27 protein-coding genes are annotated in these 26761 nt (G+C 64.6%); 16 read left to right on the forward strand and 11 right to left on the reverse strand.

Translation table 11 applies throughout. From position 1 onward, the window contains the following. The first annotated feature begins 129 nt into the window (after positions 1-129). Positions 130-732, forward strand: a complete 603-nt coding sequence (locus tag AC04MD_RS06755; RefSeq protein WP_475496526.1) for a response regulator transcription factor — start codon at positions 130-132, stop codon at positions 730-732. Between the two features lie 168 nt (positions 733-900). Here the strand turns inward: AC04MD_RS06755 and AC04MD_RS06760 are convergent, their stop codons facing one another. From AC04MD_RS06760 to AC04MD_RS06790, 7 genes are all read right to left on the reverse strand, one after another. Further along, complete coding sequence (locus AC04MD_RS06760; protein WP_475496527.1) at positions 901-2271, reverse strand: leucyl aminopeptidase family protein; 1371 nt, start codon at positions 2269-2271, stop codon at positions 901-903. After that, on the reverse strand, positions 2268-3008 hold the full coding sequence (locus tag AC04MD_RS06765; RefSeq protein ID WP_475496528.1) for an HAD family hydrolase: 741 nt from the start codon (positions 3006-3008) through the stop codon (positions 2268-2270). Before AC04MD_RS06765 ends, AC04MD_RS06760 begins: the two co-directional genes overlap by 4 nt. 817 nt (positions 3009-3825) lie before the next feature. Beyond that, positions 3826-4926 carry an AI-2E family transporter gene (locus AC04MD_RS06770; RefSeq protein ID WP_475496529.1) on the reverse strand — a complete coding sequence of 367 codons (1101 nt, stop codon included), beginning with the start codon at positions 4924-4926 and terminating at the stop codon, positions 3826-3828. Positions 4927-5130: 204 nt separating this feature from the next. After that, a complete protein-coding gene (locus AC04MD_RS06775) occupies positions 5131-5559 on the reverse strand; it encodes a protein sip-5 (RefSeq protein WP_475496530.1) in 429 nt (142 codons plus the stop codon). Beyond that, a complete protein-coding gene (locus AC04MD_RS06780; protein ID WP_475496531.1) occupies positions 5559-6032 on the reverse strand; it encodes a phage holin family protein in 474 nt (157 codons plus the stop codon). The genes AC04MD_RS06775 and AC04MD_RS06780 overlap by 1 nt, the downstream gene beginning before the upstream one ends. Before the next feature lie 9 nt (positions 6033-6041). Further along, the gene (locus tag AC04MD_RS06785; protein ID WP_475496532.1) at positions 6042-6410 is read right to left on the reverse strand and encodes a hypothetical protein; all 369 of its coding nucleotides are present in this window, start codon (positions 6408-6410) and stop codon (positions 6042-6044) included. An 85-nt stretch (positions 6411-6495) separates the two neighbouring features. Then, on the reverse strand, positions 6496-7965 hold the full coding sequence (locus AC04MD_RS06790; protein WP_475496969.1) for a Do family serine endopeptidase: 1470 nt from the start codon (positions 7963-7965) through the stop codon (positions 6496-6498). A 541-nt stretch (positions 7966-8506) separates the two neighbouring features. Between AC04MD_RS06790 and AC04MD_RS06795 the strand changes: the two genes are divergently transcribed. The 12 genes from AC04MD_RS06795 (at position 8507) to AC04MD_RS06850 (ending at position 18945) form a co-directional block, all read left to right on the forward strand. Continuing rightward, entirely contained in the window at positions 8507-10657 is a 2151-nt protein-coding gene (locus AC04MD_RS06795) for an adenosylcobalamin-dependent ribonucleoside-diphosphate reductase (protein WP_475496533.1), read from the forward strand. 420 nt (positions 10658-11077) lie between these two features. Then, positions 11078-11668 carry a hypothetical protein gene (locus AC04MD_RS06800; protein WP_475496534.1) on the forward strand — a complete coding sequence of 197 codons (591 nt, stop codon included), beginning with the start codon at positions 11078-11080 and terminating at the stop codon, positions 11666-11668. A 108-nt stretch (positions 11669-11776) separates the two neighbouring features. Next, positions 11777-12577, forward strand: coding sequence for a TSCPD domain-containing protein (locus AC04MD_RS06805; RefSeq protein WP_475496535.1), 801 nt, complete (start codon positions 11777-11779; stop codon positions 12575-12577). 12 nt (positions 12578-12589) lie between these two features. Further along, the gene (locus AC04MD_RS06810; RefSeq protein ID WP_475496536.1) at positions 12590-13096 is read left to right on the forward strand and encodes a hypothetical protein; all 507 of its coding nucleotides are present in this window, start codon (positions 12590-12592) and stop codon (positions 13094-13096) included. Further along, positions 13093-13446, forward strand: a complete 354-nt coding sequence (locus AC04MD_RS06815; RefSeq protein WP_475496537.1) for a hypothetical protein — start codon at positions 13093-13095, stop codon at positions 13444-13446. Before AC04MD_RS06810 ends, AC04MD_RS06815 begins: the two co-directional genes overlap by 4 nt. 84 nt (positions 13447-13530) lie before the next feature. Beyond that, positions 13531-14673 carry a DUF3800 domain-containing protein gene (locus tag AC04MD_RS06820; RefSeq protein WP_475496538.1) on the forward strand — a complete coding sequence of 381 codons (1143 nt, stop codon included), beginning with the start codon at positions 13531-13533 and terminating at the stop codon, positions 14671-14673. A 31-nt stretch (positions 14674-14704) separates the two neighbouring features. Continuing rightward, the gene (locus AC04MD_RS06825; protein WP_475496539.1) at positions 14705-15253 is read left to right on the forward strand and encodes a hypothetical protein; all 549 of its coding nucleotides are present in this window, start codon (positions 14705-14707) and stop codon (positions 15251-15253) included. Between the two features lie 109 nt (positions 15254-15362). Beyond that, positions 15363-16553 carry an AlbA family DNA-binding domain-containing protein gene (locus AC04MD_RS06830; RefSeq protein WP_475496540.1) on the forward strand — a complete coding sequence of 397 codons (1191 nt, stop codon included), beginning with the start codon at positions 15363-15365 and terminating at the stop codon, positions 16551-16553. 293 nt (positions 16554-16846) lie between these two features. Next, positions 16847-17659, forward strand: coding sequence for a hypothetical protein (locus AC04MD_RS06835; protein ID WP_475496541.1), 813 nt, complete (start codon positions 16847-16849; stop codon positions 17657-17659). 76 nt (positions 17660-17735) lie between these two features. Then, positions 17736-18125 (forward strand): hypothetical protein, encoded by a 390-nt coding sequence (locus AC04MD_RS06840; RefSeq protein ID WP_475496542.1) that lies wholly within the window; start codon positions 17736-17738, stop codon positions 18123-18125. A 90-nt stretch (positions 18126-18215) separates the two neighbouring features. Then, positions 18216-18518, forward strand: a complete 303-nt coding sequence (locus AC04MD_RS06845) for a YrhB domain-containing protein (RefSeq protein WP_475496543.1) — start codon at positions 18216-18218, stop codon at positions 18516-18518. Between the two features lie 73 nt (positions 18519-18591). Continuing rightward, complete coding sequence (locus tag AC04MD_RS06850) at positions 18592-18945, forward strand: hypothetical protein (RefSeq protein WP_475496544.1); 354 nt, start codon at positions 18592-18594, stop codon at positions 18943-18945. A gap of 100 nt (positions 18946-19045) precedes the next feature. On the opposite strand, the gene AC04MD_RS06855 is transcribed toward AC04MD_RS06850, so the two are convergent. Then, positions 19046-19252: a hypothetical protein gene (locus AC04MD_RS06855; protein ID WP_475496545.1), complete on the reverse strand. Its 207-nt coding sequence runs from the start codon at positions 19250-19252 to the stop codon at positions 19046-19048. 583 nt (positions 19253-19835) lie between these two features. Here AC04MD_RS06855 and AC04MD_RS06860 point away from each other — a divergent pair. Continuing rightward, complete coding sequence (locus AC04MD_RS06860; RefSeq protein ID WP_475496546.1) at positions 19836-20174, forward strand: hypothetical protein; 339 nt, start codon at positions 19836-19838, stop codon at positions 20172-20174. Positions 20175-20211: 37 nt separating this feature from the next. On the opposite strand, the gene AC04MD_RS06865 is transcribed toward AC04MD_RS06860, so the two are convergent. Continuing rightward, a complete protein-coding gene (locus tag AC04MD_RS06865) occupies positions 20212-20886 on the reverse strand; it encodes a DUF2306 domain-containing protein (protein ID WP_475496547.1) in 675 nt (224 codons plus the stop codon). Positions 20887-21521: 635 nt separating this feature from the next. On the opposite strand from AC04MD_RS06865, the gene AC04MD_RS06870 reads away from it, so the two are divergent. Next, entirely contained in the window at positions 21522-21989 is a 468-nt protein-coding gene (locus AC04MD_RS06870) for a hypothetical protein (RefSeq protein ID WP_475496548.1), read from the forward strand. Between the two features lie 234 nt (positions 21990-22223). Continuing rightward, positions 22224-23222 carry a hypothetical protein gene (locus tag AC04MD_RS06875; RefSeq protein WP_475496549.1) on the forward strand — a complete coding sequence of 333 codons (999 nt, stop codon included), beginning with the start codon at positions 22224-22226 and terminating at the stop codon, positions 23220-23222. Between the two features lie 146 nt (positions 23223-23368). On the opposite strand, the gene AC04MD_RS06880 is transcribed toward AC04MD_RS06875, so the two are convergent. Continuing rightward, positions 23369-24520: an acetyltransferase domain-containing protein gene (locus tag AC04MD_RS06880; protein WP_475496550.1), complete on the reverse strand. Its 1152-nt coding sequence runs from the start codon at positions 24518-24520 to the stop codon at positions 23369-23371. Positions 24521-24528: 8 nt separating this feature from the next. Further along, positions 24529-26586, reverse strand: a complete 2058-nt coding sequence (locus AC04MD_RS06885; RefSeq protein WP_475496551.1) for a TonB-dependent receptor — start codon at positions 26584-26586, stop codon at positions 24529-24531. Between the last annotated feature and the right edge of the window lie 175 nt (positions 26587-26761).

Raw genomic sequence — 26761 nt, forward strand, 5'->3', positions numbered from 1 at the left:
CCGACCGAACACCAGAGAGCTCATGCCTTGCGGTCGCGACTCACGTCGCTCCTACAGGGAGAACGCCGCGCCCACTTTGCTGATGCAATTTGCTAGCGTGTCATCCAACCTTGCCGCCCTGACGCTCCGATGATCCGTGTACTGCTCGCCGAAGACCAGGCCATGGTGCGTGGCGCACTCACTGCATTGCTGGGCATGGAGAGCGACATCGAGGTGGTGGGCAGTGCGCCCGATGGCGAGGCCGCGTGGCGCGAGCTGCAGCGGCTGAAGCCCGACCTGCTGGTCACCGACATCGAGATGCCCGGCCTCAGCGGGCTGGAGCTGGCGCAGCGCATCCAGCGGCACGAACTGCCGTGCAAGGTCGTCATCGTCACTACCTTCGCGCGCGGCGGCTTCCTGCGGCGCGCGCTCGATGCCGGCGTGTCCGGCTACCTGCTGAAGGATGCGCCGGCCGAAGACCTGGCCGAGGCGCTGCGCAAGGTGCAACGCGGCGGCCGCGCCATCGATCCCCAGCTCGCGCTGGAGGCGTGGTCCGATGCCGATCCGCTCAACGACCGCGAGCGACAGGTGCTGCGGCTGGCCGGCGAAGGCCAGTCGGCCGGCGACATCGCGAAGCAGCTGAACCTCTCGCAGGGCACGGTGCGCAACTACCTGTCCGAGGCGATCGGCAAGCTGGGCGTGGCCAACCGCATCGAGGCGTACCGGATGGCGCGGCAGCGGGGGTGGTTGTAGCGCTACCCGACTTCTCTGTAGGAGCGACGTCAGTCGTGACCGCAGACCCGAAACCGCGGCGACCGGCCCCTAGACACGAAGCGTTGCGTGCCGATTGCGCCATCAACCGCGATAAGGGTAACGACAGCGTGCGGTCGCGACTGACGTCGCTCCTACAGGGGGCCAGCCTCACCCGCCGTAGCGCGCCTTCAGCATCGCGTAGGCGCTGCGCAGCGCCAGCGCTTCGCCACCGGCAGGACGTCCGGCGCGATCGCTGTCGTTCCACGCGTAGACGTCCAGATGCGCCCACTTCATCCCGTCCGGCACGAAGCGCTCCAGGTACAGCGCGGCGGTGACCGCACCGGCCATGCGCGAGCCGGCGTTGGCGAGGTCGGCGATGCCGCTGGTCAGGTAGCGCAGGTACGGACGCCACAGCGGCATGCGCCACACTGGGTCGCGCATGCGCTCGCCGGCGGCTATCCAGTCGTTGGCCACCGCATCGTCGTTGGCGAACAGCGCCGGCAGGTCGGGGCCCAGCGCGATGCGCGCCGCGCCGGTCAGCGTGGCGAAATCCAGCAGCAGCTCGGGCGCCTGTTCGCCGGCGTAGGTCAGCGCGTCGCACAGGATCACGCGGCCTTCGGCGTCGGTGTTGTCGATCTCGACGCTGACGCCCTTGCGGGTGGCGATCACTTCGCCGGGACGGAACGCGTTCGGGCCGATGCTGTTCTCCACCGCCGGCACCAGCAGCGTCAACCGCACCGGCAGCGCGCGCGCCATCACCAGCCGCGCCAGCGCGATCGCGTGCGCGGCGCCGCCCATGTCCTTCTTCATGTGGCGCATGCCGTCGGCCGGCTTGATGTCCAGGCCGCCGGTATCGAAGCACACGCCTTTGCCGACCACCGCCACGTGCGGCCGCGAGGCATCGCCCCAGCGCAATGCGATCAGCCGCGGCGCGCGATGCGAGGCGCGGCCGACGGCGTGGATGGCGGGGAAGTTCTGCGCCAGCAGCGCATCGCCGGCGATGACCTCCACCTCGGCGCCATGCGTGTCCGCGAGCGCGCGCACGGCGGCTTCCAGGTCATCCGGACCCATGTGTTCGGTCGGCGTGTTGACCAGGTCGCGTACCTGCAGGCTGGCATCGAGCAGGTCGAGCGCTTCGGCATCGGCCTGCGGCAGCACCAGCCGCGCGGGCTTGCGCGCGGGCTGCTTGTAACGGTCGAACTTGTAGCTGCCCAGGCCCCAGCCGAGCTGCAGCGCGACGCTCGCCTCGGCGGACAGATCGCTGGCGACCTGCCAGTCGCCCGTCGGCAATCCGAACGGCGCATGCGCATACGCGTACGGGTCGAGCGCGTCGCCGATGCCGATCACCGCGCCGGCCAGGCCGGCCTCGCCCGGCAACAGCAGCAGCGAGCCGGGCGCGGCGCTGAAGCCCTGCGCGTCGATCCACGCATTCACCGCCGGCGACTGCGTCGCGCGCCAGGCGGTCAGGTGGGTGCGCTCGAGCACGTGCAGCGGGCGCGCGGTGGTGGAAGCGTCGGTGTAGGCGAGGGCAGCGCTCATGCGGCAGCGTGTTCCGTGGCGAAGTCGGGATGGGCGTCCAGCCAGTCGGCCAGCGCGGTCAGGGTGTTGAACTCGAGGTCGGGGCGCAGCGCGTCGTGCGGCCACGCGCGCGGCTGCCCGCCATGGTCTTCCGGGCGATTGATCCAGCAGCTGCGCAGGCCGGCCTTCAACGCGCCGACGGCATCCATCTCGATGTGGTCGCCGACGTGCAGGACCTCGCCCGGCGGCACGCCGAGCAGGCCGCAGGCGGCATGGAAGATGCTGGCATCGGGCTTGGCCGCGCCGTGCTCGCGCGAATGCACCTGGTGTACGAACAGATGGCCCAGCCCGATCCGCTGCAGGTCGGCATTGCCGTTGGTCACCGCGGCCACCGGCAGGCGCGCAGCGATGCGCTGCAGGGCCTCCAGCGCATCCGGGTAGTACTCCACCTGGTTGCGGGCGGCGTAGAAGGTCTCGTAGGCCGGTTCCAGCAGGGCCATGTCGGCGCCGCTCTCGCGCAGGGCGTGTTCCAGGGTCAGGCGGCGCAGGCGGCTGAGGTCGTGGAGGTAGTGCGGATGGGCGGCGAAGATGTCTTCGCGCACGGCGCGCATGCGTTCGACGGGGAACATGGCGGCGGTGGCGGGGCTGTGCTGGCGCAGCCAGTCGTCGAGGACGCGCTCGATGCGTGCACCGATGGGGGCGAACGGCCAGAGGGTGTCGTCGAGGTCGAGGGTGATGGCGCGGACAGGGAAGCTCATCGGGGCGATTTTACACCCGGCCGAGCAGGGGCCCTTTCACCGGGCCGCGGTCGAGCCCCTCTCCCTCCGGGAGAGGGGTTGGGGAGAGGGCCAACGAAGTCCGTTGCCCGTGCGTGCATTGGACATCTCCAGAGGCAAGCTGTCGCTTCTTGGCCTGACGGGGTGGTTCCTTGCTTGCAAGCATGGCGCCGCTGGCCGCGGGGGCGTCCCTTTCTTTGCTCGTGCAAAGAAAGGAACCAAAGAAACACGCCCCAGGCGGCACGCCCTGCGCTTCGCTCCGGGTCCGCGAGCGGTCCGGGAATTTTCGTAAGGCACATCCATGTGCCATACGAAAACGCCGTCATCCATGACGGCGCCCTTCGGGTTTTACCCGGCCCACTCGCCGTGCCTCATGGGGCCCGTAAAGCGTGAGCAACGGCGAAGGCAGCTCTTGGGGCCCCTTAGGTCCGGCAGTCACGGCGGGTAAAACCCCGCAGGGGCGGCGCACATGGATGTGCGCCGTTTTCGGCCAGGGCAGGATGCCCTGTCCGAAAATTCCCGCCGGGACTGCGAACCCGCCGCGCAGCGGCGGGCGGACCCCCGGGGGGGTGTTTCTTTTGCCTACTTTTCTTTGCACAAGCAAAGAAAAGTAGGGCCCCCGCGGCGAGCGGCACCATGTATGGAAAAAGAAGATGCGCCCCGCAAGGCGCCATGGAATCAAAGCGGCCTCGTGGATGTTGTGCCACCCGGGCAGATCGAAGAGGCAGTCTCCGTCGTCCCTCACCCCAACCCCTCTCCCGCAGGGAGAGGGGCTTCCAGCGGCGGGAGAGGGGCCTACTCACTCCAACAACCGCGCCCACCCTTCCATCCCCTCGACGCGCGCCAGCACCAGCTTCACGCACACCAGCAACGGCACCGCCAGCAGCAACCCGATGATCCCCCACAACCACCCGAACAACATCAGCGCCAGGATCAGGATCAGCGGCGACAACGCCATCCGCCTGCCCAGGATGATCGGCGTGACGATCTGCCCCTCGATCGTGTGCAGCACCAGGTAGGCGATCGCCGGCAGCATCGACTGGAACGGCTGCTCGAAACTGACGAAGCCCACCAGCAGCATCGCCACCATCCCGATCAACGGCCCCACGTAGGGCGCGAAGTTCAACAGCGCCGCCATCGTGCCCCACAACAGCGCCTCGGCCAGCGGCAGGCCCAGCAGGTACAGCACGCCGGCGAACACGAAACCCACCACCGTGTTGATGATGCTGATCGTCAGCACGTAGCGCGATACCTCGCGCTCGATAGAATGCAGGATCTCCACGGTGAACTTCTTCTGCTGCCGCCCGGGCAGCAGCGCGATCGCGTTGCGCTGCAGGTTCTCGCCGTAGACCATGAAGAAGAACGTCAGCAGCACCACCGCCAGCAGCGAGGCGACCACGCGCGGCGTCGCCAGCAGCTTGCGGTAGGGATCGTCGGCCGTAGCCTGCACGATCTGCGGCTGCCGGCTGGAAGTCTGGCTGCCGGCGGCGGCGCGGGCGAAGTTCTCGGCGGCCTTGTTGGCGTCCTGCACCGGCTTGGTCAGCTCGCGCAGCTTGGGCGCCAGCTGGCGCATCTCGCGCGGCGCCTGCTGCGCCCACTCCATCGCCGACGGCAGCATCTTCTGCGCCAGCAGGCCGGTGACGGCCATGCCGCCGAGCAGCACGATCAGCGCGCCGAGGAAGCGGGGGATGTAGAGCTTCCGCAGCACGCGGATGATCGGGTTGCCGACCAGCGCGAAGAACATCGCCAGCAGCACCGGCAGCAGCACTTCCTGCGCCGCCCACAGCGTGTAGCCGACGGCCAGTGTCGCCAGCACCAGCAGCGGAGTGGAGCCGCGCGGGCGCGCGGGTGGCGGGGTGGCCGGGGCGGGCGGTGTGTCGGAGGGAGCAGGTGTGCTCATGGGCGGGTCGCGACCGGACTGGAGGCGCGATTGTGGCGGCAATCCTGTGGGAGCGACGTGAGTCGCGACCGCGCCCCGGTAGCGGCGCAGTATGCAGTAGGGTGAACGCGCCGCAGCGCGCCTACGAAAAAGAACGGCCGGCCTTTCGCACGACTGGCCGGCGTGCGGTCGCGACTGACGTCGCTCCTACACCAGCACTGGACCTCAGCGCTCCGACAGCTCCGTCGCCGCCTCGGCGGGGCGGGGAGCGGTCACGACGATGTCGTCCTCGTCGAAGGCCGCGTCCACCATCGGTTCCTCGTCGGCCATGCCCTCGGCCTGTTCGGCTACGTCCTGCGCGGTGTCGGCGGCGTCTTCGGCCTGCTCGGCGGCGGCGGCCGCCTGCGCCGTGGCGACGAAGCTGGAGACCGCGGTGAACATCTGCATCCAGCGCGCACCGGTCATCGCGCGCAGCGGGTCGCTGCGTCCGGCCAGGAAGCCGCTGACCACGCCGGCGATGACGATGCGGCCCGGCGTCCAGCCGTCCTTCCATGTCTGCTTGAGGATGCTCCAGTACAGCGAGGTCTGCGCGCCGCGCAGCTCCACCCGCTTCTCCGCGCGCTCCACGTGCTGCTGCAGTTGTTCGAAGCGCATCAGGCGCCTTCCTTGCCGTCGGCCGGGGCGGGCGCCTCGTCGTGGCTGGCGCCGCCGTCCTCGTCGAACAGGCCCAGCTTCGACAACTGCCGACGCGTGGCGTGCATGCCGGTGTAATCGAAGTAGCGCCCCACCTTCCAGATCGCCAGCGCGGTGACGCCGAGGCTGAGCAGCGCGGCGATCGACAAGGACTGGAACCAGGACAGACCGAAGCGCTGCATCAGCGCGATCAGCGCGCCGGTGACCAGCAGCCAGGCCGAGGCGCCGAACACGATCGCCACGCCGGCCCAGGCCAGCGCACGGCCGAAGGCGCTGCGCGCCAGTGCGAAGTCGGCCGACACCAGCGCGCGCATCGCGCGGCCGGTGTCCTTGGCCGAGCCGAACGCGGCGCGCCCGGCCTCACCGACCTCCTTCAGGCTGTCGATGAGATCGGGCGGCGGGGGCGTGTCGGTGTCGCGGGGCGCGTCGCTCACGCGGTCGGCTTACTTGTTGCCGCCGCTGCGCGCCAGCTTGGCGATGATCCAGCCGGCGGCGAAGGCCACGCCGAACGAGGCGAGCGGGCGCTCGCGGATCAGGTCGGCGGCGCTGTCGATCAGGTCGCGGCCCTTGTCCATCAGCGCGTCGACCTGCTCGCTGGCGGCACCGCCGCCGGCTTCGGCCGCGGCCAGGCCGGACAGCGCGCTGTCGGCCAGCTCGGACTTGATGTTCGCCTTGCCCAGGCGCAGTTCGTCGCCGGCGGCGCTGGCGGCGCCCTTGATGGCTTCGCCGGCGGCGGCGGCCGCCGAGGCGAGGTGCGAACCGGCTTCGCCGAGGTTGGACTTCAGCGCATCGGTGTGGGTGGGCATGGTCATGGTCGGCTCCTGCTGCAGGCGGGGGGATGGAGTCACTCTAATGCACGGCGGTGAACGGGCCGTTATGCCGTCCACCGCGGGCGCGTCACTGCATCAGCGCGCGGGCGATGCTCCGGCCGCGCATGACGTTGAGCACCAGCTGCGCCGGCTTGCGCTCGAAGCTGGCGCGGAAGCCCGGCAGGTCGCCGAACTCGCCGCTGCTGCTGCCCACGATGATGTCGCCCGGGCGCAGGCCGTTGTTCCAGGCACGGCTGTCGCGCGCCACGTTGCCGACCTGCACGCCGCCCTGCGCGCCGCGGATCATGCTGCGCAGCTGCTGCCGGGCCGACTCGTCCAGCTCCTTCAGGGTGGCGCCGGTCAGGCGCGCATCGATCGTCGCACCGTCGGCGTTGCGCACACCTTCCTTCAGCGCCACGTCCACCTGCACCGGCTTGCCGTCGCGGCGCACGTCCAGCGTCACCTGCGTGCCCACCGGCTGCAGGCCTTCGAAGTTGTGCAGGGCGGCGCGGTTGTCGACGCGCTGGCCGTTCGCCGACAGCACCACGTCGCCCGGCTGCAGGCCGGCGGTGGCCGCGGCCGAGCCCGGGTACACGCGGGTGATCAAGGCGCCGCGCGCGACGTCCAGGCCCAGCCCGCGCGCGGTGCGCTCGTCCACATCCTGCGATTCCACCCCGAACGTGCCGCGGCGGACCACGCCGTTGTTGGCGATCAGCTGGTCCATGATCCCGCGCGCCATGTTGACCGGGATCGCGAAGCCCAGGCCGATGTTGCCGGCCATGCTGCCGCGCGGGTTGAAGCTGGCGGTGTTGATGCCGACCAGCCGGCCCTGCAGGTCGACCAGCGCACCGCCGGAATTGCCGGGATTGATCGAGGCGTCGGTCTGGATGAAGTTCTGGTAGCCGGCCACCGGGATGCCGCTGCGGCCCACCGCGGACACGATGCCCGAGGTCACCGTCTGGCCCAGGCCGTAGGGGTTGCCCATCGCGACGACGAAATCGCCGACCTCCAGCTGGTCGCTGTTGGCCATCGGCACCGCGGTCAGGCCCTGGGTGGGGATGCGGATCAGCGCGATGTCGGTGTCGGGGTCGGAGCCGATGAACTCGGCCTCCACCTGGCGGCCGTCGTTGAGCGTGACCGACACGCCTTCGGCGTTTTCCACCACGTGATGGTTGGTCAGCACGTAGCCGCGCGTCGCATCGACGATCACGCCCGAGCCCAGCGCGCGCTCCACACGTTCACGCGGCATGTCGGGGATGCCAAGGATGCGGCGGAACACCGGATCGTCGCCGAACGGCCCCAGCGGGCTCGCCACGCGCACGGTCTGCCGGCTGTACACGCTGACCACCGCCGGGGTGACCCGCTTGAGCATCGGCGCCAGCGACGGCAGCACCTGGCCGTCGACGGCGGTCGGCAACGCGGCGGCGGCCGGGACTGCGGCCGCGGCGCTGGGTGCGGCCAGGGCGGGGTTCTGGAACAGGTCGTTGAGGCCGGTGGCGGCGAAGCCGCCGAACGCGGCGGCGGCGGACAGGGCGATCAGGGTGGGGAACGGACGCAGCGCTTTCTTCATGGTCGGTCGGCAGCTCGTTGCGAAGGAGAGAGCGGGCCGGCGACGCCGCCCGCGAACCTGAATGAGTCTGCTGACGGACCCCTAAACCTGCAATGAAGTTCAGCGCCTGCGGCCGGTCGCCGCAGTCCCGCGCGTGATGACGGACGGTGGGGTGGATGCCATGCAATTGTCATGTCAATCCGGTTGACAGGGGGGACCCCCCGGCGTAGTTTTGCCACTTCGTGCTGACACAAGATGTTGCGGTCCAGCACGAAGCGGACCCAAGTGCTGGTGTTTTTTCAGGCAACACGCCTTGGGAATTCGGGCGCCTTCGGGGATTGGCGCATGAGGTCGAGGGAAGCAGTGGGCACCACCGTATTCGCAGGGCCCACCTCCACAATCCGGCAACCGGCGCGGCGCATGAAGTGCGGCCGCCCGCGCTGCCGTCCCTGTCCTCCGGGGCCGCGATGAATCACCGGGGTGGGCCACGGCCCGCCCGCCACCACAGACATTCAGTAGTTCCAGTCGTTTTCAGGAGAACAACACAACCATGAGTACGGTGCGCCTCGAGGCGGTCAAGACGGAACAGCCCACCCTGGTCCCCATGCAGCCGGCGTCCCAGGACATCTGGGACAAGAAGTACCGCCTGAAGACCAAGCAGGGCGAAGCCCTCGACGCCGACATCGACGGCACCTACCAGCGCGTGGCCCGCGCCCTGGCCGACGCGGAAGCCAGCCCCGAGAAGCGCGCCTACTGGTACGAGCGCTTCGTGTGGGCGCTGCGCCGTGGCGCCATCCCGGCCGGCCGCATCACCTCCAACGCCGGCGCCCAGCAGCACAAGCCGGCCACCAGCACCATCAACTGCACCGTCTCCGGCACCATCGAGGACTCGATGGACGGCATCCTGGACAAGGTCCACGAAGCGGGCCTGACCCTGAAGGCCGGCTGCGGCATCGGCTACGAGTTCAGCACGCTGCGCCCGAAGGGTGCCTTCGTCGCCGGCGCCGGCGCGTACACCTCCGGCCCGATGTCCTTCATGGATATCTACGACAAGATGTGCTTCACCGTGTCCTCCGCCGGCGGCCGCCGCGGCGCGCAGATGGGCACGTTCGAAATCTCCCACCCGGACGTCAAGGACTTCATCCGCGCCAAGCGCGAAGACGGCCGCCTGCGCCAGTTCAACCTGTCGCTGCTGATCACCGACGGCTTCATGGACGCCGTGGACACCGACGCCGACTGGCCGCTGGTGTTCCCGGTGAACATCAAGGAGCAGGGCGACATCAACGTGGAAGACGCCGCCCAGGTGGTCTGGCGCGAGTGGCCCACCCACAAGAACTACATCGTCCGTGACGACGGCCTGGTGGCGTGCAAGATCTACGGCCACATCCGTGCCCGCCACCTGTGGGACATGATCATGGTCTCGACGTACGACTACGCCGAGCCGGGCTTCATCCTGATCGATCGCGTCAACGAGATGAACAACAACTGGTGGTGCGAGACGATCCGCGCGACCAACCCCTGCGGCGAGCAGCCGCTGCCGCCGTACGGCGCCTGCCTGCTGGGCTCGGTCAACCTGACCACCTTCGTGCGCGACCCGTTCACTGACCAGGCCCGGTTCGACTGGGAGGAATACAAGGAAGTCGTGCGCGTGTTCACCCGCATGCTCGACAACGTGGTCGAAGTGAACGGCCTGCCGCTGGAACAGCAGCGCCAGGAGATCCTGCGCAAGCGTCGCCACGGCATGGGCTTCCTGGGCCTGGGCAGCACGCTGACCATGCTCAAGCACAAGTACGGCAGTGCCGAGTCCTGCGAGTTCACCGAGGCGATCGCCCGCGAGATGGCCGTGGCCGGCTGGGAAATGGGCCTGGCGCTGGCCAAGGAGAAGGGCGCTGCCCCGATCATGGAAGAGCGCTTCACCGTCACCGCCGCCATGCTGCGCCAGCGCCCGGAAATGGCGAAGGACGGCTGGAAGGTCGGCCAGGAAATCCCCGGCAAGGTGCTGCACGCCAAGTACAGCCGCTACATGCAGCGCGTGGCCACGGTGGCGCCGGAGCTGGTCGACGAGCTGGCCGAAGTCGGCAGCCGCTTCACCCACCACAGCTCCATCGCCCCGACCGGCACCATCAGCCTGTCGCTGGCCAACAACGCCTCCAACGGCATCGAGCCCTCGTTCGCGCACCACTACAGCCGCAACGTGATCCGCGAAGGCAAGAAGACCAAGGAAAAGGTCGACGTCTATTCCTACGAGCTGCTGGCCTACCGCGAGCTGGTCAACGGCAAGGCCATGCCGTTCTCGGACGACGCCGACGCCAAGCTGCCGGAGTACTTCATCGCCGCCGACGACATTTCCCCCAAGGAGCACGTCGACGTGCAGGCCGCCGCGCAGAAGTGGGTGGACAGCTCCATCTCCAAGACCGCCAACGTGCCGACGGACTACCCGTACGAGCAGTTCAAGGACATCTACCGCTACGCCCACCAGCAGGGCCTGAAGGGCTGCACCACGTTCCGCTTCAACCCCGCCGCCTTCCAGGGCGTGCTGGTGAAGGAAGCCGACCTGGAGAACACCACCTACCGCTTCGAGCTGGAAGACGGCAACGTCATCGAGGTGAAGGGCAACGAGCAGATCGAGTACGACGGCGAGATGCACACCGCCGCCAACCTGTTCGATGCGTTGAAGGAAGGCTACTACGGCAAGTTCTGATGGTTCTCATCCCCCGCCTGCGGGGGAGGATGCCCGAAGAGCCTGCCCCGTACTTGGATACGGGGGCAGGTGAGGGGAGCGAGCGCAGCGAGTTGCTTTTGCTCCTCGCGAACAGCGGCCCCTCATCCGGCCTCCGGCCACCTTCTCCCCGCATGCGGGGAGAAGGGAAAGAAAAAGCGGTACCCCTCTCCCCTGCAAAGCGGGGGAGAGGATGCCCGAAGGGCAGGTGAGGGGGAGCGAGCGCAGCGAGTTGCTTTTGACTCCCAGCAAACAGCGCCCCCATCCCAACCTTCCCCGCACGCGGGGGAAGGGGCTGCTCCAGGAAGTTGAACCACCGATTCATCCGCTTCACCGTTCCACCCCGCGCCATCGGGTATAGCATCGGCAGCGTCAACCAACCTCGCCCACAAGGAGGGCAACATGAGCAACGGTAATGGTGTCACGGCGACGCTTTCCGGCGCAGCCGAAAGCGTGAAGGAAACAGTGGCGGGGATCGGCGAGGCGGTGGCGTCCACCGCCAGCGAAACGGTCGCCAAGGCCAAGAAGGCCGCCAAGAAGGCGCGCAAGACGGTGACCGCCGACATCGCCAAGGCGAAGAAGGCCGTGGCCAAGCGCACCGACAAGGCCACCAAGGCGGTGAAGAAGACCGTCGCCAAGGCCAAGAAGAAGCTGGCCGCCGCCAGCAGCGCCGCCAAGGCCGAAGCCGCCAGCCTGCAGAAGAAGGTCGCCGGCAAGAAGCCCGCCAAGAAGACGGCGAAGAAGGCAGCGAAGAAGACCACCAAGAAGGCAGCCAGCAAGAAGACGGCCGCCAAGAAGGCGGTGAAGAAGGTCGCCAAGAAGGCCGCCACCAAGAAGGTGGCAGTGAAGAAGGCGGCCAAGAAGGCAGTGAAGAAGGTCGCCCGCAAGGCGCCCGTGAAGAAGGCGGCGAAGAAGGCCGCTCCCAAGAAGGCGGCCAAGAAAGCCGTCCGCAAGGCCCCGAAGAAAGCCGCGAAAAAAGCGGCCCGTAAGTAAGTGCTCCGCCCCCTCCCCCGTTCGCGGGGGAGGGGTTAGGGGAGGGGGCCGCCCGTAGCGCTTCCGTCCCGTTACCTACAACAAGAATACGAACAGGATTCCACCGTCATGGCCGTCAAGATCGACAAGAAAATCAAGGGCTACAGCGTGCTCACCCCGGAAGACAAGGCGCGCGAAGCCGCGGCCGCGGTTCCGGTGGCATCGGTGCCGCGCGAGACGGTGGAAAAGGAAACGCCGCAGGACAACATCATCCAGATGCACGAGCGCATCGAGCGCCCGGAAGTCCTGATCGGCAGTACCTACAAGATCAAGTCGCCGCTGGTGGAGCACGCCATGTACGTGACCATCAACGACATTGTGTTGAACGCGGGCACGGAGCACGAGCTGCGCCGTCCGTTCGAGATCTTCGTCAACAGCAAGTCCATGGAGCATTTCCAGTGGATCGTGGCGCTGACGCGCATCATGTCGGCGGTGTTCCGCAAGGGCGGCGACGTGACGTTCCTGGTGGACGAGATGAAGGCGGTGTTCGATCCGCGCGGTGGTTACTTCAAGGCCGGTGGCGTGTACATGCCGTCGCTGGTGGCGGAGTTGGGTGCCATCGTGGAAGAGCACATGAAGTCGATCGGCCTGATCCACGATCCGGAAATGAGTGCGCACCAGCGCGCCATCCTGGCCGAGAAGCGCAAGCAGTACGAAGACCGCGCAAAAAAAAACTCTGACGTCGTAGAAAGTGTGACCGTTGCACCGGCCGTGCCCGCGCAGGGCGCCGCCGAGGACATCGCCGTGACCGGCGATGGCGCCAGCTTCCCGCCTTCCGCGACCCTGTGCCACAAGTGCAGCACCAAGGCCCTCGTCATCATGGACGGGTGCGCGACGTGCTTGAACTGTGGTTATTCGAAGTGCGGGTGAGGCAGCCGTAACATGGAGGGCGCCTCATTGACGACAATGGATGTCATCAGTCTGGTGAGCGCCGTGCTTACATTGGCAGGACTATTGCTCGCTATCTATGAGGCGCGGCGTGCAAGGAAGGCATCATTAAATGCTCAAGAGGCTGCGCAAGCTGCTCGGGACGCCAGCCTGAGATCTGCAGCAGTAATCGATCTAAGCAGCACCATCAAGGCGTTGGGTGAGATAAAGAGCTTGCATCGGGCTGCTGCGATCGATGTTCTCCCCCCTAGATATGAGGCGCTTCGCCACTCCATCGCTGCCTTGAGGCAACGCAAAGCCTTCGATGATCCAAAGATCCAGAAAACGATGCAGAGTCTAGTATCGAAGCTGGCAGGCGTAGAAAAAATCTTGGATCAGGGCGTTACCCTTGACGAATTCAAGATTCAAGTTCCTCGATTGAACGCGCTTATAACCAAGTCGATGGATGAGATGCAGGCCCTGATGGTTGCCGTTGCTCATGAAGAGGCTGCAAAGCTATGAACAATCCAAAACTTGAGAAGTTGGTCAGGACGCTAGCGGAAAAAACTAGGCTAGGAGAACTGGCCTGGGATGAATCCGAAAGAAGTGGCGTATTTCAGCTTCCATTCTCTAACTCCACTGTACGAATTTTTACGAGAGAGAGCAGGGCGCATCGAGGCGACGTCGAATACGTCGTGGCAATACTGAACTCTCTAGGCGCTGAAGTTGAAGAGATCAGTGATGAGACTCTTGGTGTGGAATGGGCGTTCTCAATCATGAAGGATCTTTATGAGGCGGCCCGCCGCAAAGCTATGGGTGTTGACGTAGCTATCGATTCGATACTTGATGATTTGGAATCTGGGTTCTACTAGAAGGTCGTCGTCACGCGATCTTTCTAATTCCGTGTGCTCAAGTGCAACTTGGTAGTTTGGTGAATTCACGCGTGCGGGGATTGCATGCAACGTATACACGTACTTGTAGACGAGTCCGGGGATGAGCACCTGCATGTCGATAGGGGCGCGTCTCCGAAATACGTTCTGACTGCAATCCTAGTTCAAGACAAGGATCTGGCTGAGTTCATAGAAACGGCGAACAAGGTTCGCCGTTTCTATTTTCAGACTGGGGAAATTAAGTCTTCCAAGGTTGGTGCGCAAGCTGCGCGGCGCAAGCTGATCTTGGAGAAGCTGTGTGCGCTTAAGTTCTGGTCACTTTCATTTGTGGTTGCCAAGGAAAGGATCTCTCCAGATTCAGGCCTTCGTTTCGCGCAAACATTCCTGAAGCATGTGGCCAAGAGACTCTGTAGCCACCTTCCCTTAGCTGACGAGGTCTGCGTGAGCTTCGACGAGAAAGGAAGGGTGAAATTCAAGCGAGAGTTCATGGCATACCTGGAACGAGCCTTCCAAAGTCAAGATCTCTTCCGTGTGATGAAGTTCGACCACTTGAAAAGTGATGATCATGTGCCGGTTCAAGTTGCCGACTTTGTCGCCGGGTCAATCGCGAAATGGCACGCACATCGAGCCGAATCATCGGCGCTTGGTATCGATCAGCTCCTTAGGGGTAAAACTTCGGTCATGGAGTGGCCAACACTCCGCACGGAAGGGCTGCTCCCGGACGTAGAGTCGGCTCGATTTGATGAGGTGGTAAGGCGCGAATCTTTTAATCGAGCGAGCGCGTACTTAGACGCTTATGCGCAAGAAAATGATGCCGATATCTCTCTGAGGTGTATGTTCATCGATTGGCTGATATCGAATGCAAATTTCTCCAACTCTGAGTTCATGCACGCAGAAGAGATTCTAAGAAAGCTACATAACGAGTATGAAATAGAGATGGACGCCCAAGCGCTTCGAAACAAAGTGGTGGGGCCGCTACGGGATTATGGCTTGCTCATTGCAAGCTCTCAGAAGGGGTACAAGATCCCTGACAAGCTGGAAGATCTAAGGCGGTATGTCGATCTATGCTCCAGCCAGATCCCGCCTGCTGTTAGTCGTCTGCGCCGAGCCAGAGATGTTCTTAGGTTCGCGACGGGGGGCGAACTCGACATTCTGGAAGGAGAGGGCCTGGGAGACTTGCGCGCAATCGCAGAGGCCTCGTGGGAATAAGTTGATAATTTGAGTCGGGGGAGGGGGTCTTGTGGGTGAGCTTATGGCGGATTGGTGGTCGCTTCCCGCAGAAGCGCAAGCAGCTTGGGCGCAAGCAATATTGTCGGTGCTGGCAATTGGAGTGGCGATTGCCATTCCTGGCTTTCAGCATCTGCGCGACCGAAACGAAAGAAGGGAGCAAGAAATGTTAGAGGCTAAGTCTCTGGCGATCATGCTGATCCCAAACCTGACAACATGGATAGACAACATTGCAAGCTATAGGCGTTTGGTCAGGAGCCATCTAGATGCCTACTTTCCTGGAGGGATCGATTGGAGTTCGATCCAGGAAGCATTGAGGCTGGGCGAGCAGGGGATGTTGTTAGCTCCGAAAACGCATCTTATGGGGCCTGTTGCTCCGGATGCGCAGAAGTTCTTTTACTACCTGGCTGCTGCTAGGCAGCTCGCTAGTGGCCGATCCAAGGGGGCGGTGAAGCGAGAGGATGAGAGGGGGCTTCTCATTGAGGTCGATGGACTAATGGAGAAGGCTGTAGCCTCGGCAACCAAGGCGAGGCAGTCCGCGCACAACCTCTTTAGTCATTAATTTTGAAATGATGGTCAGAGTGAATTTCAAGTGGCTAATGCTGCGGTGAAATTTGCTCTTGCCCTCGGTTCTCGCGTTCTGTGCGAATACCTTGCGCAAAGGTGGCTAAATGATTCCAGCATCGTTCGACCAAATTGATCATGCCGCATTGCAAAGTTTGATTGATCAGCAGCGGAGTGAAGATCACACCATCGAGTACAAGGAGCGCCTTCCGGGTAACGCTGACAGCGAGAAGGTTCCATGGCTGCTAAAGCCCGTCTGTTCATTTGCTAACAGTGAGGGTGGTGATCTAGTTATTGGCATGCGAACAGATCAAGGCCGCCCCGCAGAGCTTGTTGGTGTAGATATTGATGCGGACAGCATCGATGGTGCAATGCTTCGCTTGGATCAAGCATTGCGATCGAGTATCGAGCCGATAGTTGGGAGTGTCCGGATCAGAGCGGTAGCGACAAGCAGCGGGCGTCTGATAGTCGTCGTTCGCGTGGCGAAGAGCTGGGTGGCCCCGCATCGGGTCAAGAACAATCGGATGTTTTATGCGCGTGGTGCAGCTGGGTCTTTCGAGCTTGATGTACCGCAGCTTCGACAAGCTTTCCTACTTTCAGACGGCGTGCAGAAGGAAATCGAAGGATTTCGTGCGGATCGTGTTGCAAAGATTGTTGCCGGTGATACGCCTGTGGAGCTTAAGCAGGGCTTGAAGATTGTTGTTCATGTTCTCCCTTTGGCTAGCTTTACATCTGGGAGAACGGTCCCGGCAGAGCTCTTCTCGGTCCGGCCTCACAGCATGGCGCCGCATCGTGTTGGCTCAATGAGCTGGCAGCTTGGGCTGGAGGGTGTGACTGTACATGAAGTGAGTCGCGACGAGCCTAGTAGTGCTTACAGCCTGTTCTTCCGAGAAGGTCGTGCGGAGTTTGTTGAAGCTTTCGCGCAGCGTGCAGGTGACGGAAGCGGTTATCTACCAAGTACCTACTACGAAGAGCTATGTATCGAGTCAGTTAATTCCGCCGTTCGGCGGCTTAGCGAGTTCGATATCGGAGCGCCGATGTACATAGGATTCTCGCTGATTAATGCTAAAGGCTACCGACTCGGAGTTGGTCGGATGGTTGCTTTCACGAACGATCGCGATCTGAGGCCGTTCGATCGTCAGCATATGCTTTTCCCAATGATCGAAGTGCAAGACGAAACCTTAGATCCGTCGAAGTTTCTCAGGCCTGCGTTCGATTTGGTGTGGAATGCCGGTGGGATGCAAAAGTCATTGAACTACGATGATGAAGGGAACTGGAGTCAGAACAGGCAGCGGTGAGTAGGTAATTGGGATAGGCGCTACGGCTGTACCATCTTGAGACAAAACAGGGGTCAGAGTACGTTTTCACAGCACCTCCGAAGCCCAGAACGCCGACGACCTCATCCTCACCCGCAACGGCCTGGCCCACTGCTTCACCTACCTCGCCGACACCGCCGACCACATCGTCGCTGCCGTCACCGCCTGATCCGACCCCGTCACCACCGCGAGCTTTGACGTACCCTCTCTTGTCGCTGGTCCTCAGAATGCGGGTCAGCGACGGAGGGCACCCGGGCCTATCAAGGAGAGAAATAGTGCGTCTAAGTAAGCGTCCAGCCCCCCGTTGGAACGGAAGTGATGAGTCGATGATTAGCCAGTGCTTCGAGCAATCCCTGAACTACAGGGGATATTTCGAAGCAATCTCGTCGGCGGTGACCGCACCAAAGGAGAACCAGAAAGTTGACCCTGGCGTACTTCCAGGGAACATCGCGATTGCAGCCGCAACGCTGGAGTTTTCGAGGCTGAAACAGATAATTCCTGCAACGCCATACTTCGTCGCGGCAAGTTACAAAGGGGTCAGCGCTGCGTCGGCCAACCTCAACTACGACGGCACGACTCCCTATTTTGTCAGGGCTTTGAACCGACCAGGGCGTTTTGAGATCACGTCCGCATCGTGGAACTACGACACTACTGATGCGGAATTCCGCGCCAAGTATTGGCCTGAATCATTGAATAGAAAAGAGATGTTCAGTGACTCGGAGCATCTTCTCGTCAATGCTTTGGACGCGTACCTGAAGTACTGCTTGGTTGGGGCCGGAAAGAACACATTTCGACGTGCCGGCGCCATCTATATTTTCAGCGAACGCATTCCGTGCGAACGTTGTGTATCCGTTATCGCGCAGTTCTTGGCGCGGTATCGCAAGTTCCGCGTGATAGTAGGATTCATGCACGGGCATGGTGCGCAGTCGATTGAAAAGCTGGTCGCCGATTTGGGCCCGAGAGCAAGTGTCTATCGAGTTCATCTGCCGGAGCCGTTGCTTCCAGGTTCTGGTCCGGCACGTACCGTTACTTTTGAGCTGCGGGTCACTCATGTTGCTGGCCCGACTGGTTTGGACGCAGCGCCATAGGTTGGGGTGAGCTTGCGAACCCCAATGCCATGCCGTAGAAGCGATCCCACCGCAGGACAACGATCACGGAGCGAGCATGTCCACCTACTTCGATGCCGACGCCGCCAGGCAGCAATACCGCGAGTACGAATCCGACCGTTTGATGCGCATCGCGCTGGCGACGACGGATGAATACGGCGAAGCAGCGATCGGCCTGGCGCGACAGGAACTCATCGGGCGCGGCATCCTGGACGCGCGCTTCGACACCCCGCCGGGACGCTCACCCCCGCCCATCCCCGGCGCCAAGCCCGTCGACACCTTGCCGCTGGTGCTCAAGGTGCTGTGTGTCCTGCTGCCCGGTATCGTCATCTTCCTGGCCGCCGGCTACCTGATGGCCGACCGCAAGAAAGCCGCCGGCGAAGCCCTGTTCCTGATGATGATCGGCTGGTTCGTCTGGCTGCTGCTGTTCAAGGCACTGGGCAACTAGGGCCATGCGACGGGGTGGCCCCGACACCCCAGGTCGCGCTGCCTCACCCACGGCCACCAAGCGGCGCCACCGCACCGCCAAGGAAAGCGCATGATCACCAGAGAAGAAGCCAAGGCCCGCGTGGAGCAGGAACTCGCGGCGTCCCACGACGGCATGACCGAACACACGCTGCTCGTCCGCAACGACGCCACCATCGAGAAACCCTGGGGCTGGGTGTTCTTCTACAACACGCAGCGATTCATCGAGACCGGTGACATCATCCACGCCCTGGCCGGCAACGCCCCCTACCTGGTCGAACGCGCGACCGGCCGCGTGCTGGCGACCGGCACCGCCTACCCGACGGCCGACTACATCGCCAACTACGAGCGCACCGGCGACCCGCACGGCGCATAGTCTGGGTCAGCGCAGCGCACCGGGGCACCATCCCCGGGCTACCATCCGGCTTCACCACACACAGGGGGCCACCATGCTGTTCAAGCGCACGCCGAGCCTCAGCTGGTGGCGGTTCGCGAGCGCAATGGCGCTCTTCTTCCTGCCGCTGGGATTCGTGGTCTTCGTGCTGGCCCGCGAAAGCGATCCCGCCCAGATCGCCGTCCTGATGTTCGTGTCCGCGTCCGCCGTGGGCTACGTCGCCCTGCGCTGGCGCGCGCTGCGCAAGCAATTCAATGGTGATGCGGCCACCGCCGCCGCAGCCATCAAGCAGAACCCGTTCGGCCTCGCCGTCGGCTCCCCGCGCCTGTTCATCGTGTGGTGGCTGTGCACCTCGCTGGTGGTGATCGCCGCGACCATTACCTGGGCAATCTGGAACACGCTCCACTGACGTCCAGCGCGGGGCAGAGCAACTGCGTAGGGCGGACTCAACCCCGCCAACGCATTGCATCCGCATAGGAACGGCGGGCCAAGGCCCGCGCCACGCCCCATCACTCGCGTCGCGCGTCCCCGTCGTGTGCATCCGGAGCCGAGGCGCGCGTCTTCCGCTCGTCCTGGCGACCGTTCCAAGCGATCAGGCCGATGCACACCAGCCCCAAGAGCGACAGACCGGCCCGCGGCCAGCGTCCTGTCGCCAGATCGACGATCACCACGACCGCCATCCCCACGGCGAGTACCAGGTAGATATGCCAATGCATGTGCGCGCCCCTCCCATGTCCCCCGACGCCGAGCGTAAACCCGCCGTCGCGCGATTGCGGTACGACCCATAACGGCAAGAGACTCCGACAAAGAAAAGCCCCCGGGATGTCCGAGGGCTTCTGCGCATCAGGGCTCCGACGGATAGCCCGGACCCCAGCCGGGCCGGCGAGGAACCGTTCCTATCGTGCAGTGCGTCGGCTGGCCGGGGACGGTCGTGCAGATATACGCAATGCAGGTGGTCTCCGTACAACTGATCGGCGTGACGGTCTGACCTGGCGTCGCGTGCACCGGCTGGATCCCGGCCACACCACCCACCGCAATGACGACACCCGCAAGCACATGCATCAGCTTCATAAGATCCATCTCGCGATTGCGCCGAGGATTCGGCGAAACGAATCTGGCCAGTCCGCCGACTACATGCAACTACGATGAAGGTACGGCTGTGTGGCCGTAGCACGGGTAAGCGCAGCACGCCCGAGGCGATTACCTTCGGCCTTGCCCAGGCGGCGCGTGGTCGCCCCGTGGTGGGGCTCATCCTATCGTCCCAATCGCGCGCGACACCGGACATCAACAGGAGTGACCATGAGACAACACGTCATCGGACTCGACGAACCGAAAGCCAGGGAATTCTGCATTCGCCTCTGGTTCGAACTGACCATCGCCGGACGCGGCATCTGGTCCGACGACACGCTGGATGCAGCAACCCAGCTCAACGCGCTGAAGTGGCTCAACGAGATCCAGCACCGCGTCTGGGGCGCTCACGCCACGCCCGGTGCTGACGCCATGGCGCACCTGCTGGACCGGATCGCGTCGCATTGCGAGCAGGCACCGGCGCTGCAGGCCCATGTACGGTTCGCGCTGGATCGGGCCCTGCTCGCTGCATCGGGTGCCGATATCGCTCCGGGCGGGAGCGACACGTAGGGCGGGCCCAGGCCCGCCGTCGCACACCATCCGCGTCCTACGATGACGCGACGCGCGCCTGCCCCGGTTCGGCCGATGCCGCCCTCGCATCCCGCCGACGCAACTGCGCGAAGAAGTACGCGATCGTCAGCAGGCCGATCACCGAGGGCGCGATCTGCGACCACGGCTGGCCCGCTCGCACCACGTTGCCGACCAGCGCCGACAGCATCCCGAACAGCGACGCGATCAGCTTGTACGCATGCTCGTACTGCCACAGCGTGGCGAACCAGCGGCGCGGAAACAGCCAGCGCACCGTGTCGTACGCCAACAGCGTGAACAGCGCACCCAGCGACGCATACGCCACCACGTCCGGCCGCCCCGAAGACGAGATCAGCGTCGGCGTGAGCGCCACCGCGAACGCGAGCACCACCAGCGTCCACAGCGCATCGATCGCCGACGGGCCCTGGGCCCGCGTGTAGATCGCCCGCCAGCCGCTGACCAGCTGGTAGGGCACCAGCACCGTCAGCACGGCGAACACCGGGATGAAGCGGAAGCACAGCGTGCCGACGGCGGCCGACAGCGCCACCACCAGGGTGAGAGCGCAGAACACCTTGCCCCACCGCCGATGCGTCGCGTCGCCCTTGCGGCGCGCCAGCAGGACGAACCCGATCAGCAAGGCGAGCGAGCCCGCGCCGACATGGAGGGCGATATTCGCAAGTTGGGCAGACGACATGGAGTCCCCGGATGGCGCACCCGACCCCCGGGCGCGCCGCCAGTATCGGCGTGCGCGGGGACCGACGGCCGGGCGGACGGACGAAGCGCCACGGGCGACGACGAAACGGCGGAAGGAGGGTGCGAATCCGCTGCATGGCTGGCGGACCGGATCCGTCCCGCGTGAGATCGCATTCCGGGCTCGATCCGTCTCACATTGAGCCCCATCGATGGGGCTCCGCGTGCCATCGATCGCGCGTTCTGCTCCGTGGATGGAGCAAGGAATCCCAAGCGCCGGGCACATGTGCTCCGTCGATGGCTTTGCGAACGCCATCGATCGCTTTCCGGAACCCATCGATGGCACGTGTCGAGCCATCGCTCTCACATTGAAAGCCATCGATGGCTTTCAACGACCCAGCGATGGCATTCCGAAGGCCATGCCATCGCCTTCCGGGAGCCATCGATGGCACTTTTCGCTTCGCGTCTCACCGTCCGAAAGCCATCGATCGCGTTCCGTGCTCGACCGTTGGCATTCCGTGCTCGATCTGCCGTCTCGCGCGTCTGCATTTGTGAGAGGTAAAGCGCGTGCAACGGCGCTAGCCTGCGGACGTCGGCGATGAACGCCGACGTCCCATCAACGTGATCAACGGAGTGACCATGCCCCAGAACCGCATTTCCCTGACCCTCGCCGCGAATGCCGTGTCCGACATCGAGGCCGCCATCGCCACCATGGAACAGCACCTCGCCGGACTGATCGGCCTCCAGCCCGAAGAACGCCGCGAGCTGACCAAGATGGGCGACAAGTCCGAAGCCTTCTGCCGCGCCGCCGTCACCACCTTGCGCAACCATTCGGACGTACTGCCGCGCGGCTTCAGCCTGGACGGCTATGAGGCCGACCTGGTCGCCCTCGACACCCTGCGCCCGCTGCTCAACCGCCTGCAGCGCCTGTACGACCGCATGGTCGACAGCGAGATGGCGCTCGGCAGCGACCTGATGGTCGCCTCGCTGGAAGGCTACGCCCACCTCAAGGTCGCCGGCCGCGGCGACGGCCTGGATACGCTGAAGGACGCCCTCGGCGCCCGCTTCGACCGCAAGCGCCGGCAGGAACCCGAACCGGCGGTGTGATCGCCAGCGTCATGCAGAAGAAAGGCGAGCTTCGGCTCGCCTTTTTTTTGTGGAGCGTCGATGACGTGCCGGGGCGCGTGCCCGGGTGTTCGACGGCGACCGGTTTATACGACAATGCCCACCAAGGCAGTACGCCTCCGCGAAGGGGAAACGGGTGGACGTTGCTCGCCCGTCTTCGCAGCGTGGACCTGCCGGGGGATTTCATTTTTCGCAAACTTCCTTGGGGGAGACGGTATGCGTTGTGCGTTCAAACACGCGGGTGTGGTGCTGGCGATGGCAGTGAGCCTGGTGTCGTTCCAGGTGGTGGCACAGGCGGAGTCCGTCGCGGAGACGCCCGTCGCGGCGCCGGCTCAGGACCAGGAAACGACGGTCTACCTGATCCGGGAAAAGAAGTTCGTCGGCGGCGGTCGCGATGTCTGGGTGGCGCTGAACGACAAGGTCGTGGCCGCCATGGATAACGGTGGCCACGTCGTGTTGAAGCTCACGCCCGGGCTCAACACGTTGAACGGTGTCCAGGCCAAGGCGGGCTTCGCCTACACGACCGTCGACGACCGGCCCGGTGAGACGGTCTACCTGCTGATGGAGTACCTGGGCGGCAAGATCATCGAGGTGTCCGCCGAGCAGGGCCTCGCGCTGGTCAAGGACACCAAGCCGCAGCAGGTGCTCGCCGAGACGCGTCCCAACGACGGCTACGACAACCTGCTGGTCAATCCGGAGCTGTTGGGACTGGGACTGATCGCGTCCGACGCCGAGCCGATGGCGCCCGACGCACAGAGCGCGGTCATCAATGTCTACCGCCCGGCGAAACTGATCGCCGAGGTGCCGTTCTCGCTGTGGAGCCGCGACGGCTACGCCGGCAGCCTGCGTGGCGGCCAGTACATGCAGCTGCGCGTGGCGCCGGGCAAGCACACCTTCGTCGCGTTTTCCGAGCGCCTGTCCGTGCTGAATGCCACCGTGGAAGCAGGCAAGGAATACGCCGTGGAATTCGACGTGGGCATGGGATGGAACCAGGCGCACATCAAGCTCTTGCCGATGAACTTGGCGGCCGAGTCCGGCAAGGTGGACGGGTGGAAGGCCAAGCTGGCGCGGGTCGGCGTCAGTCATGACGCCATGCAGCAGCCGCGCGTGGCGCCGCGCATCGCCGCCGGCCTTGCCCATCTCACGTCCATCGAGGACAGGTGGGCGAGCGAAGAGGCGGCCTCCCGCGAATTGAAGGGGAGCGACGGGCGGTAACCGGAGGCCGGTGGCATCGAGAACAAGGCGAGCTCCGGCTCGCTTTGTTCATGCCCCGCGCGTCGCATGCGTCGTGGAGCGGGCTCTGACCCGCCGCCGCACGGCATCCGCCCACCGGCCCGTCGGCACCCCGCGGGCGACGTCGGTCAGAGATAGCGCAGCCACGTCCAGTCGCGTTTCCGCGCCTTCAGGCACGCGAACGCCTGGGTAGGCCGCCACAGCGCCAGCGCCATGACCACGGTGATGAGCCACAGCATGCCGAGGCTGCCGAAACCGAAGACGGTCCCCTGCGTGTTGCCCCACTGGCCTTGTGCCAGCAGGTAGAGCAGCTTCAGGACGTACAGGTGCAGCAGATAGAAGAACATCGGCGCAGCCCCGAACGTCGCCAGCGGAGCCAGCTTGCCGGCGATGCGCGTCGATTCGAACGCCGCCAGCAACAGCGCGCCCACGCCCAGCGTCAGCAAGAGGAACAACAGGGACGGCGGGTACTTGGTGACGTTGAGGAACGCCATCGCCGTGGTGAGGAACTGGCCACTGTTCTGCCACGGCGTATCGCCGTACCCGTTCGCCGCCCTGAGGACGATGAAGCCGGCAAGCAACGCCGCCCCCGCGAGCAGCAGTCCCGTGCGCCTGGTGCGCTCCCCGGCGTCCGCGTACCAGCTGCCTGCGGCGTAGCCCAGCGCAATGACGCCCACCCACGGCAGGACGGGATACGAGGTTCTGACCCGGATGCCGGCCACCTCGAACCAGCCGCGTTCGTGCAGGATCAGCCACAGCGTGCGTGCGATGCCCGATCCCTGCGCCTCGACGCCATCAAGCAGGTTGTGACCCGCCACCAGGGCCAGGCCGATGGAAACGAGCAGCCAGCGCGGCAGCCACAGCAGGCCGGCCAACGCCACCATGCTGATGCCGATGGCCCAGATGACCTGCAGGTACATGACGGTGGGCGGGAACTGCGCGTTCCATGCGACGTGGACGAAGGTCAGTTCCAGCACGATCAGGAACGCGCCGCGCTTGAGCAGGAATGCGCTGGCGGCCCGGCGCGGGTCCGGTTGCCTTCGTCCGTACAGGTGGGCCGACATGCCGGTGAGGAACACGAACACCGGCGCGCACAGGTGCGCCAGCATCCGGGCAGCGAACAACGCCGGATTCACGTCATCGACGACCATGGGGTCGCTGACCTGCAGGTGCAGGAAGAAGGTCTCGCGCACGTGGTCCAGCAGCATCAGCAACATCACCACGCCACGCAGGATATCGATGGCAGGCAAGCGCTGCGCGGGCGTGCGGAGGGTGGGCATGGGGGCGGTCACAGCCGGAAGTTCAGCGACAGGTAGGCCGAGCGTCCCGCCGCTGCCGAGAACATGGCCTGGTCGTTGCCGCCCCAGAAGAAGTTGTCGTACCAGACGTACTCGTACTGCCGGTCCGTCAGGTTCCTGATCTGCAGGTCCACGCTCAGTCGCTCGGATACCGCGTAGCCGGCGCTGAGGTCCATCACCCTGAAGCCGCCGTACTTCCCTTGCGCGTTCATCTCCTCGATGTAGTAGTCGCCCTGCATGCGGCCCTGCAGGCCCAGCCTCAGGCGATCGCTCCACCGATAGTCCAGCCCCAGGTTGCTGATGTAGCGCGGCGTGGACATGACCTCGTTGCCGGCAAGGGAAACGCCGGTTGCGGTGTAGGCGCTGACGACCTTCGCCTCCTGGATGGCGTGGGAGGCCCACACCGACCACGTGTCGCTGATCTGCGAGGAGACTTGAAGGTCGAGCCCCTGCCGTCGCGTCTGTCCCAAGCCGACGGAGGTGCCCGTGGCGGGCATGTTCGCCACTTCATCGGTGGCGTCCTGTCGCCATGCGGCGAGACGCGCTTCCGTTCCGGCGAACGGACGCAGCTTGATGCCCAGCTCGGTGCCCGTATTGATGGACGGTCGGAAGGTCCGCTGTCCGGCGGTCAGGTAAGCCGGTGCCGTCGACCCGGTCAGCACCTGGAACGTCCGTCCCCAGTTCGCGTAGAGGTTGGCGCCGGGCGTGATGGCGTACACCACACTGAGCTTGGGTTGTTCGATCGCGCCGTAGCGCTGCAATGGCGCTGCAACGCCACCGGGGAGGTGGGTATCCCCCGTGAAGCGGTCGACGCGGTAGGCCGGGATGACCTTCAGCGACGCGAACGGCTTGAAGATGGCCTGGACGTACACGCCGACGTTGTCGAGCGTGTAGCGATCATCGTTCTGGACCCGCGCGGGGGCGCTGTCGAAATCGGTCGGGAGGGCGAATGCGAACCTCAGGCGCCGATAGGCGTTGTCCTGCTGCTCGACATTGGCGCCTGCCTCGACGGTGATCCGGTCGTTCGCAATCCAGGTGATCGAGCTGAGCAGGCCGACCTGGTGTTCATCCCACTGCCGGCGCTGCCGGGGCGCATTGCCGACGGGGTAGTCGGTGAAGGTGACCCGCCGGTCGTCCCGGTAGTCATTCGCATAGAGTTTGCCGCTGACGCTGAGACCGTCGGCCAGCTCGATGTCCAGATGGGCGCCGACCTGCCGCAGGTAGCGATCGCTCTTGTCGTGCGCATTCTTGTCGGGCGACTGGAAGCGATCCTGCGCCAGTTCCGCCGCGGTGAGGAAGCCGGACTCCTGTGCTTCGTGGTGGTAGGCACGTGCCGTCAGGCCCGCCCGAAGTGTTTCATCGTCACGGGTGTAGAACCACTTTCCCGACAGCGTGTACTTGTGCGATGTGTCGTGGTCGCGGTGGCCATCGGAGGCCTGTACGCCCAGGAAGTAGTTCTGTGCCAGTCGGCCGGCTTCCTTGCCCAGCGCCAGCTGGGCCTCGCGGGTATCGAAGCTGCCGTAGGTCAGGCGCGCATCCAGATAGTCGCCGCCTTGGCGCGTCGCGAAGTTCAGGTTGCCGCCGATGTTGTGCAGGCCATAGCGTGGATCGTTGGTGCCACGGACCACTTCGATGTAGTCGATCTCCAGCGGGAAGACCATGTCGATGAAGCGCTGGTTGCCGCTGTTGACGTTGCTGGGGATGCCGTCGATGAGCGTCTTGATGCCGTTGATGTAACCCTCGCCATTGAACGCACGGAAGGTTGCCTTGCCGGATTCGGCACCCTGACGGGTTTCAGTCAGTTGCACGCCGGGCATCTGCCCGAGCAGCTCCCAGCTATTGAGGACATTCTTGTCTTCGACCTTATCGCGTCCCATCACATCGACCGAGGTCAGGACGCTGTTCGCGGCAAGAGGGCCTTTGGCGGCGTGTCGTGCGTCGACCTTGCCCAGGGTGATGGCCGAGTCGCTGGAAGCGGAGGTCTGAGCGCAGGCAACAGACGTCCAGAGGCCGGCCAGGACGACCGACACCACGGGTGCAGTTCTCACGGATTACATTCTCGATAGGGGGTACGCGCGCAGCCCGTGACTCGTCCACGGCCGCATCGTCGGGCCATCATACCCGAAATGTAATACTGTAACGTTACTGCATCCCCCTGCCCGGCGAAGATGCGGGTGGTCGGTGGGGGCGGATCAGCAGGGGAGCACCAGCGAAGCGCGGGTG

Source organism: Pseudoxanthomonas sp. LjRoot206 (assembly GCF_056175725.1).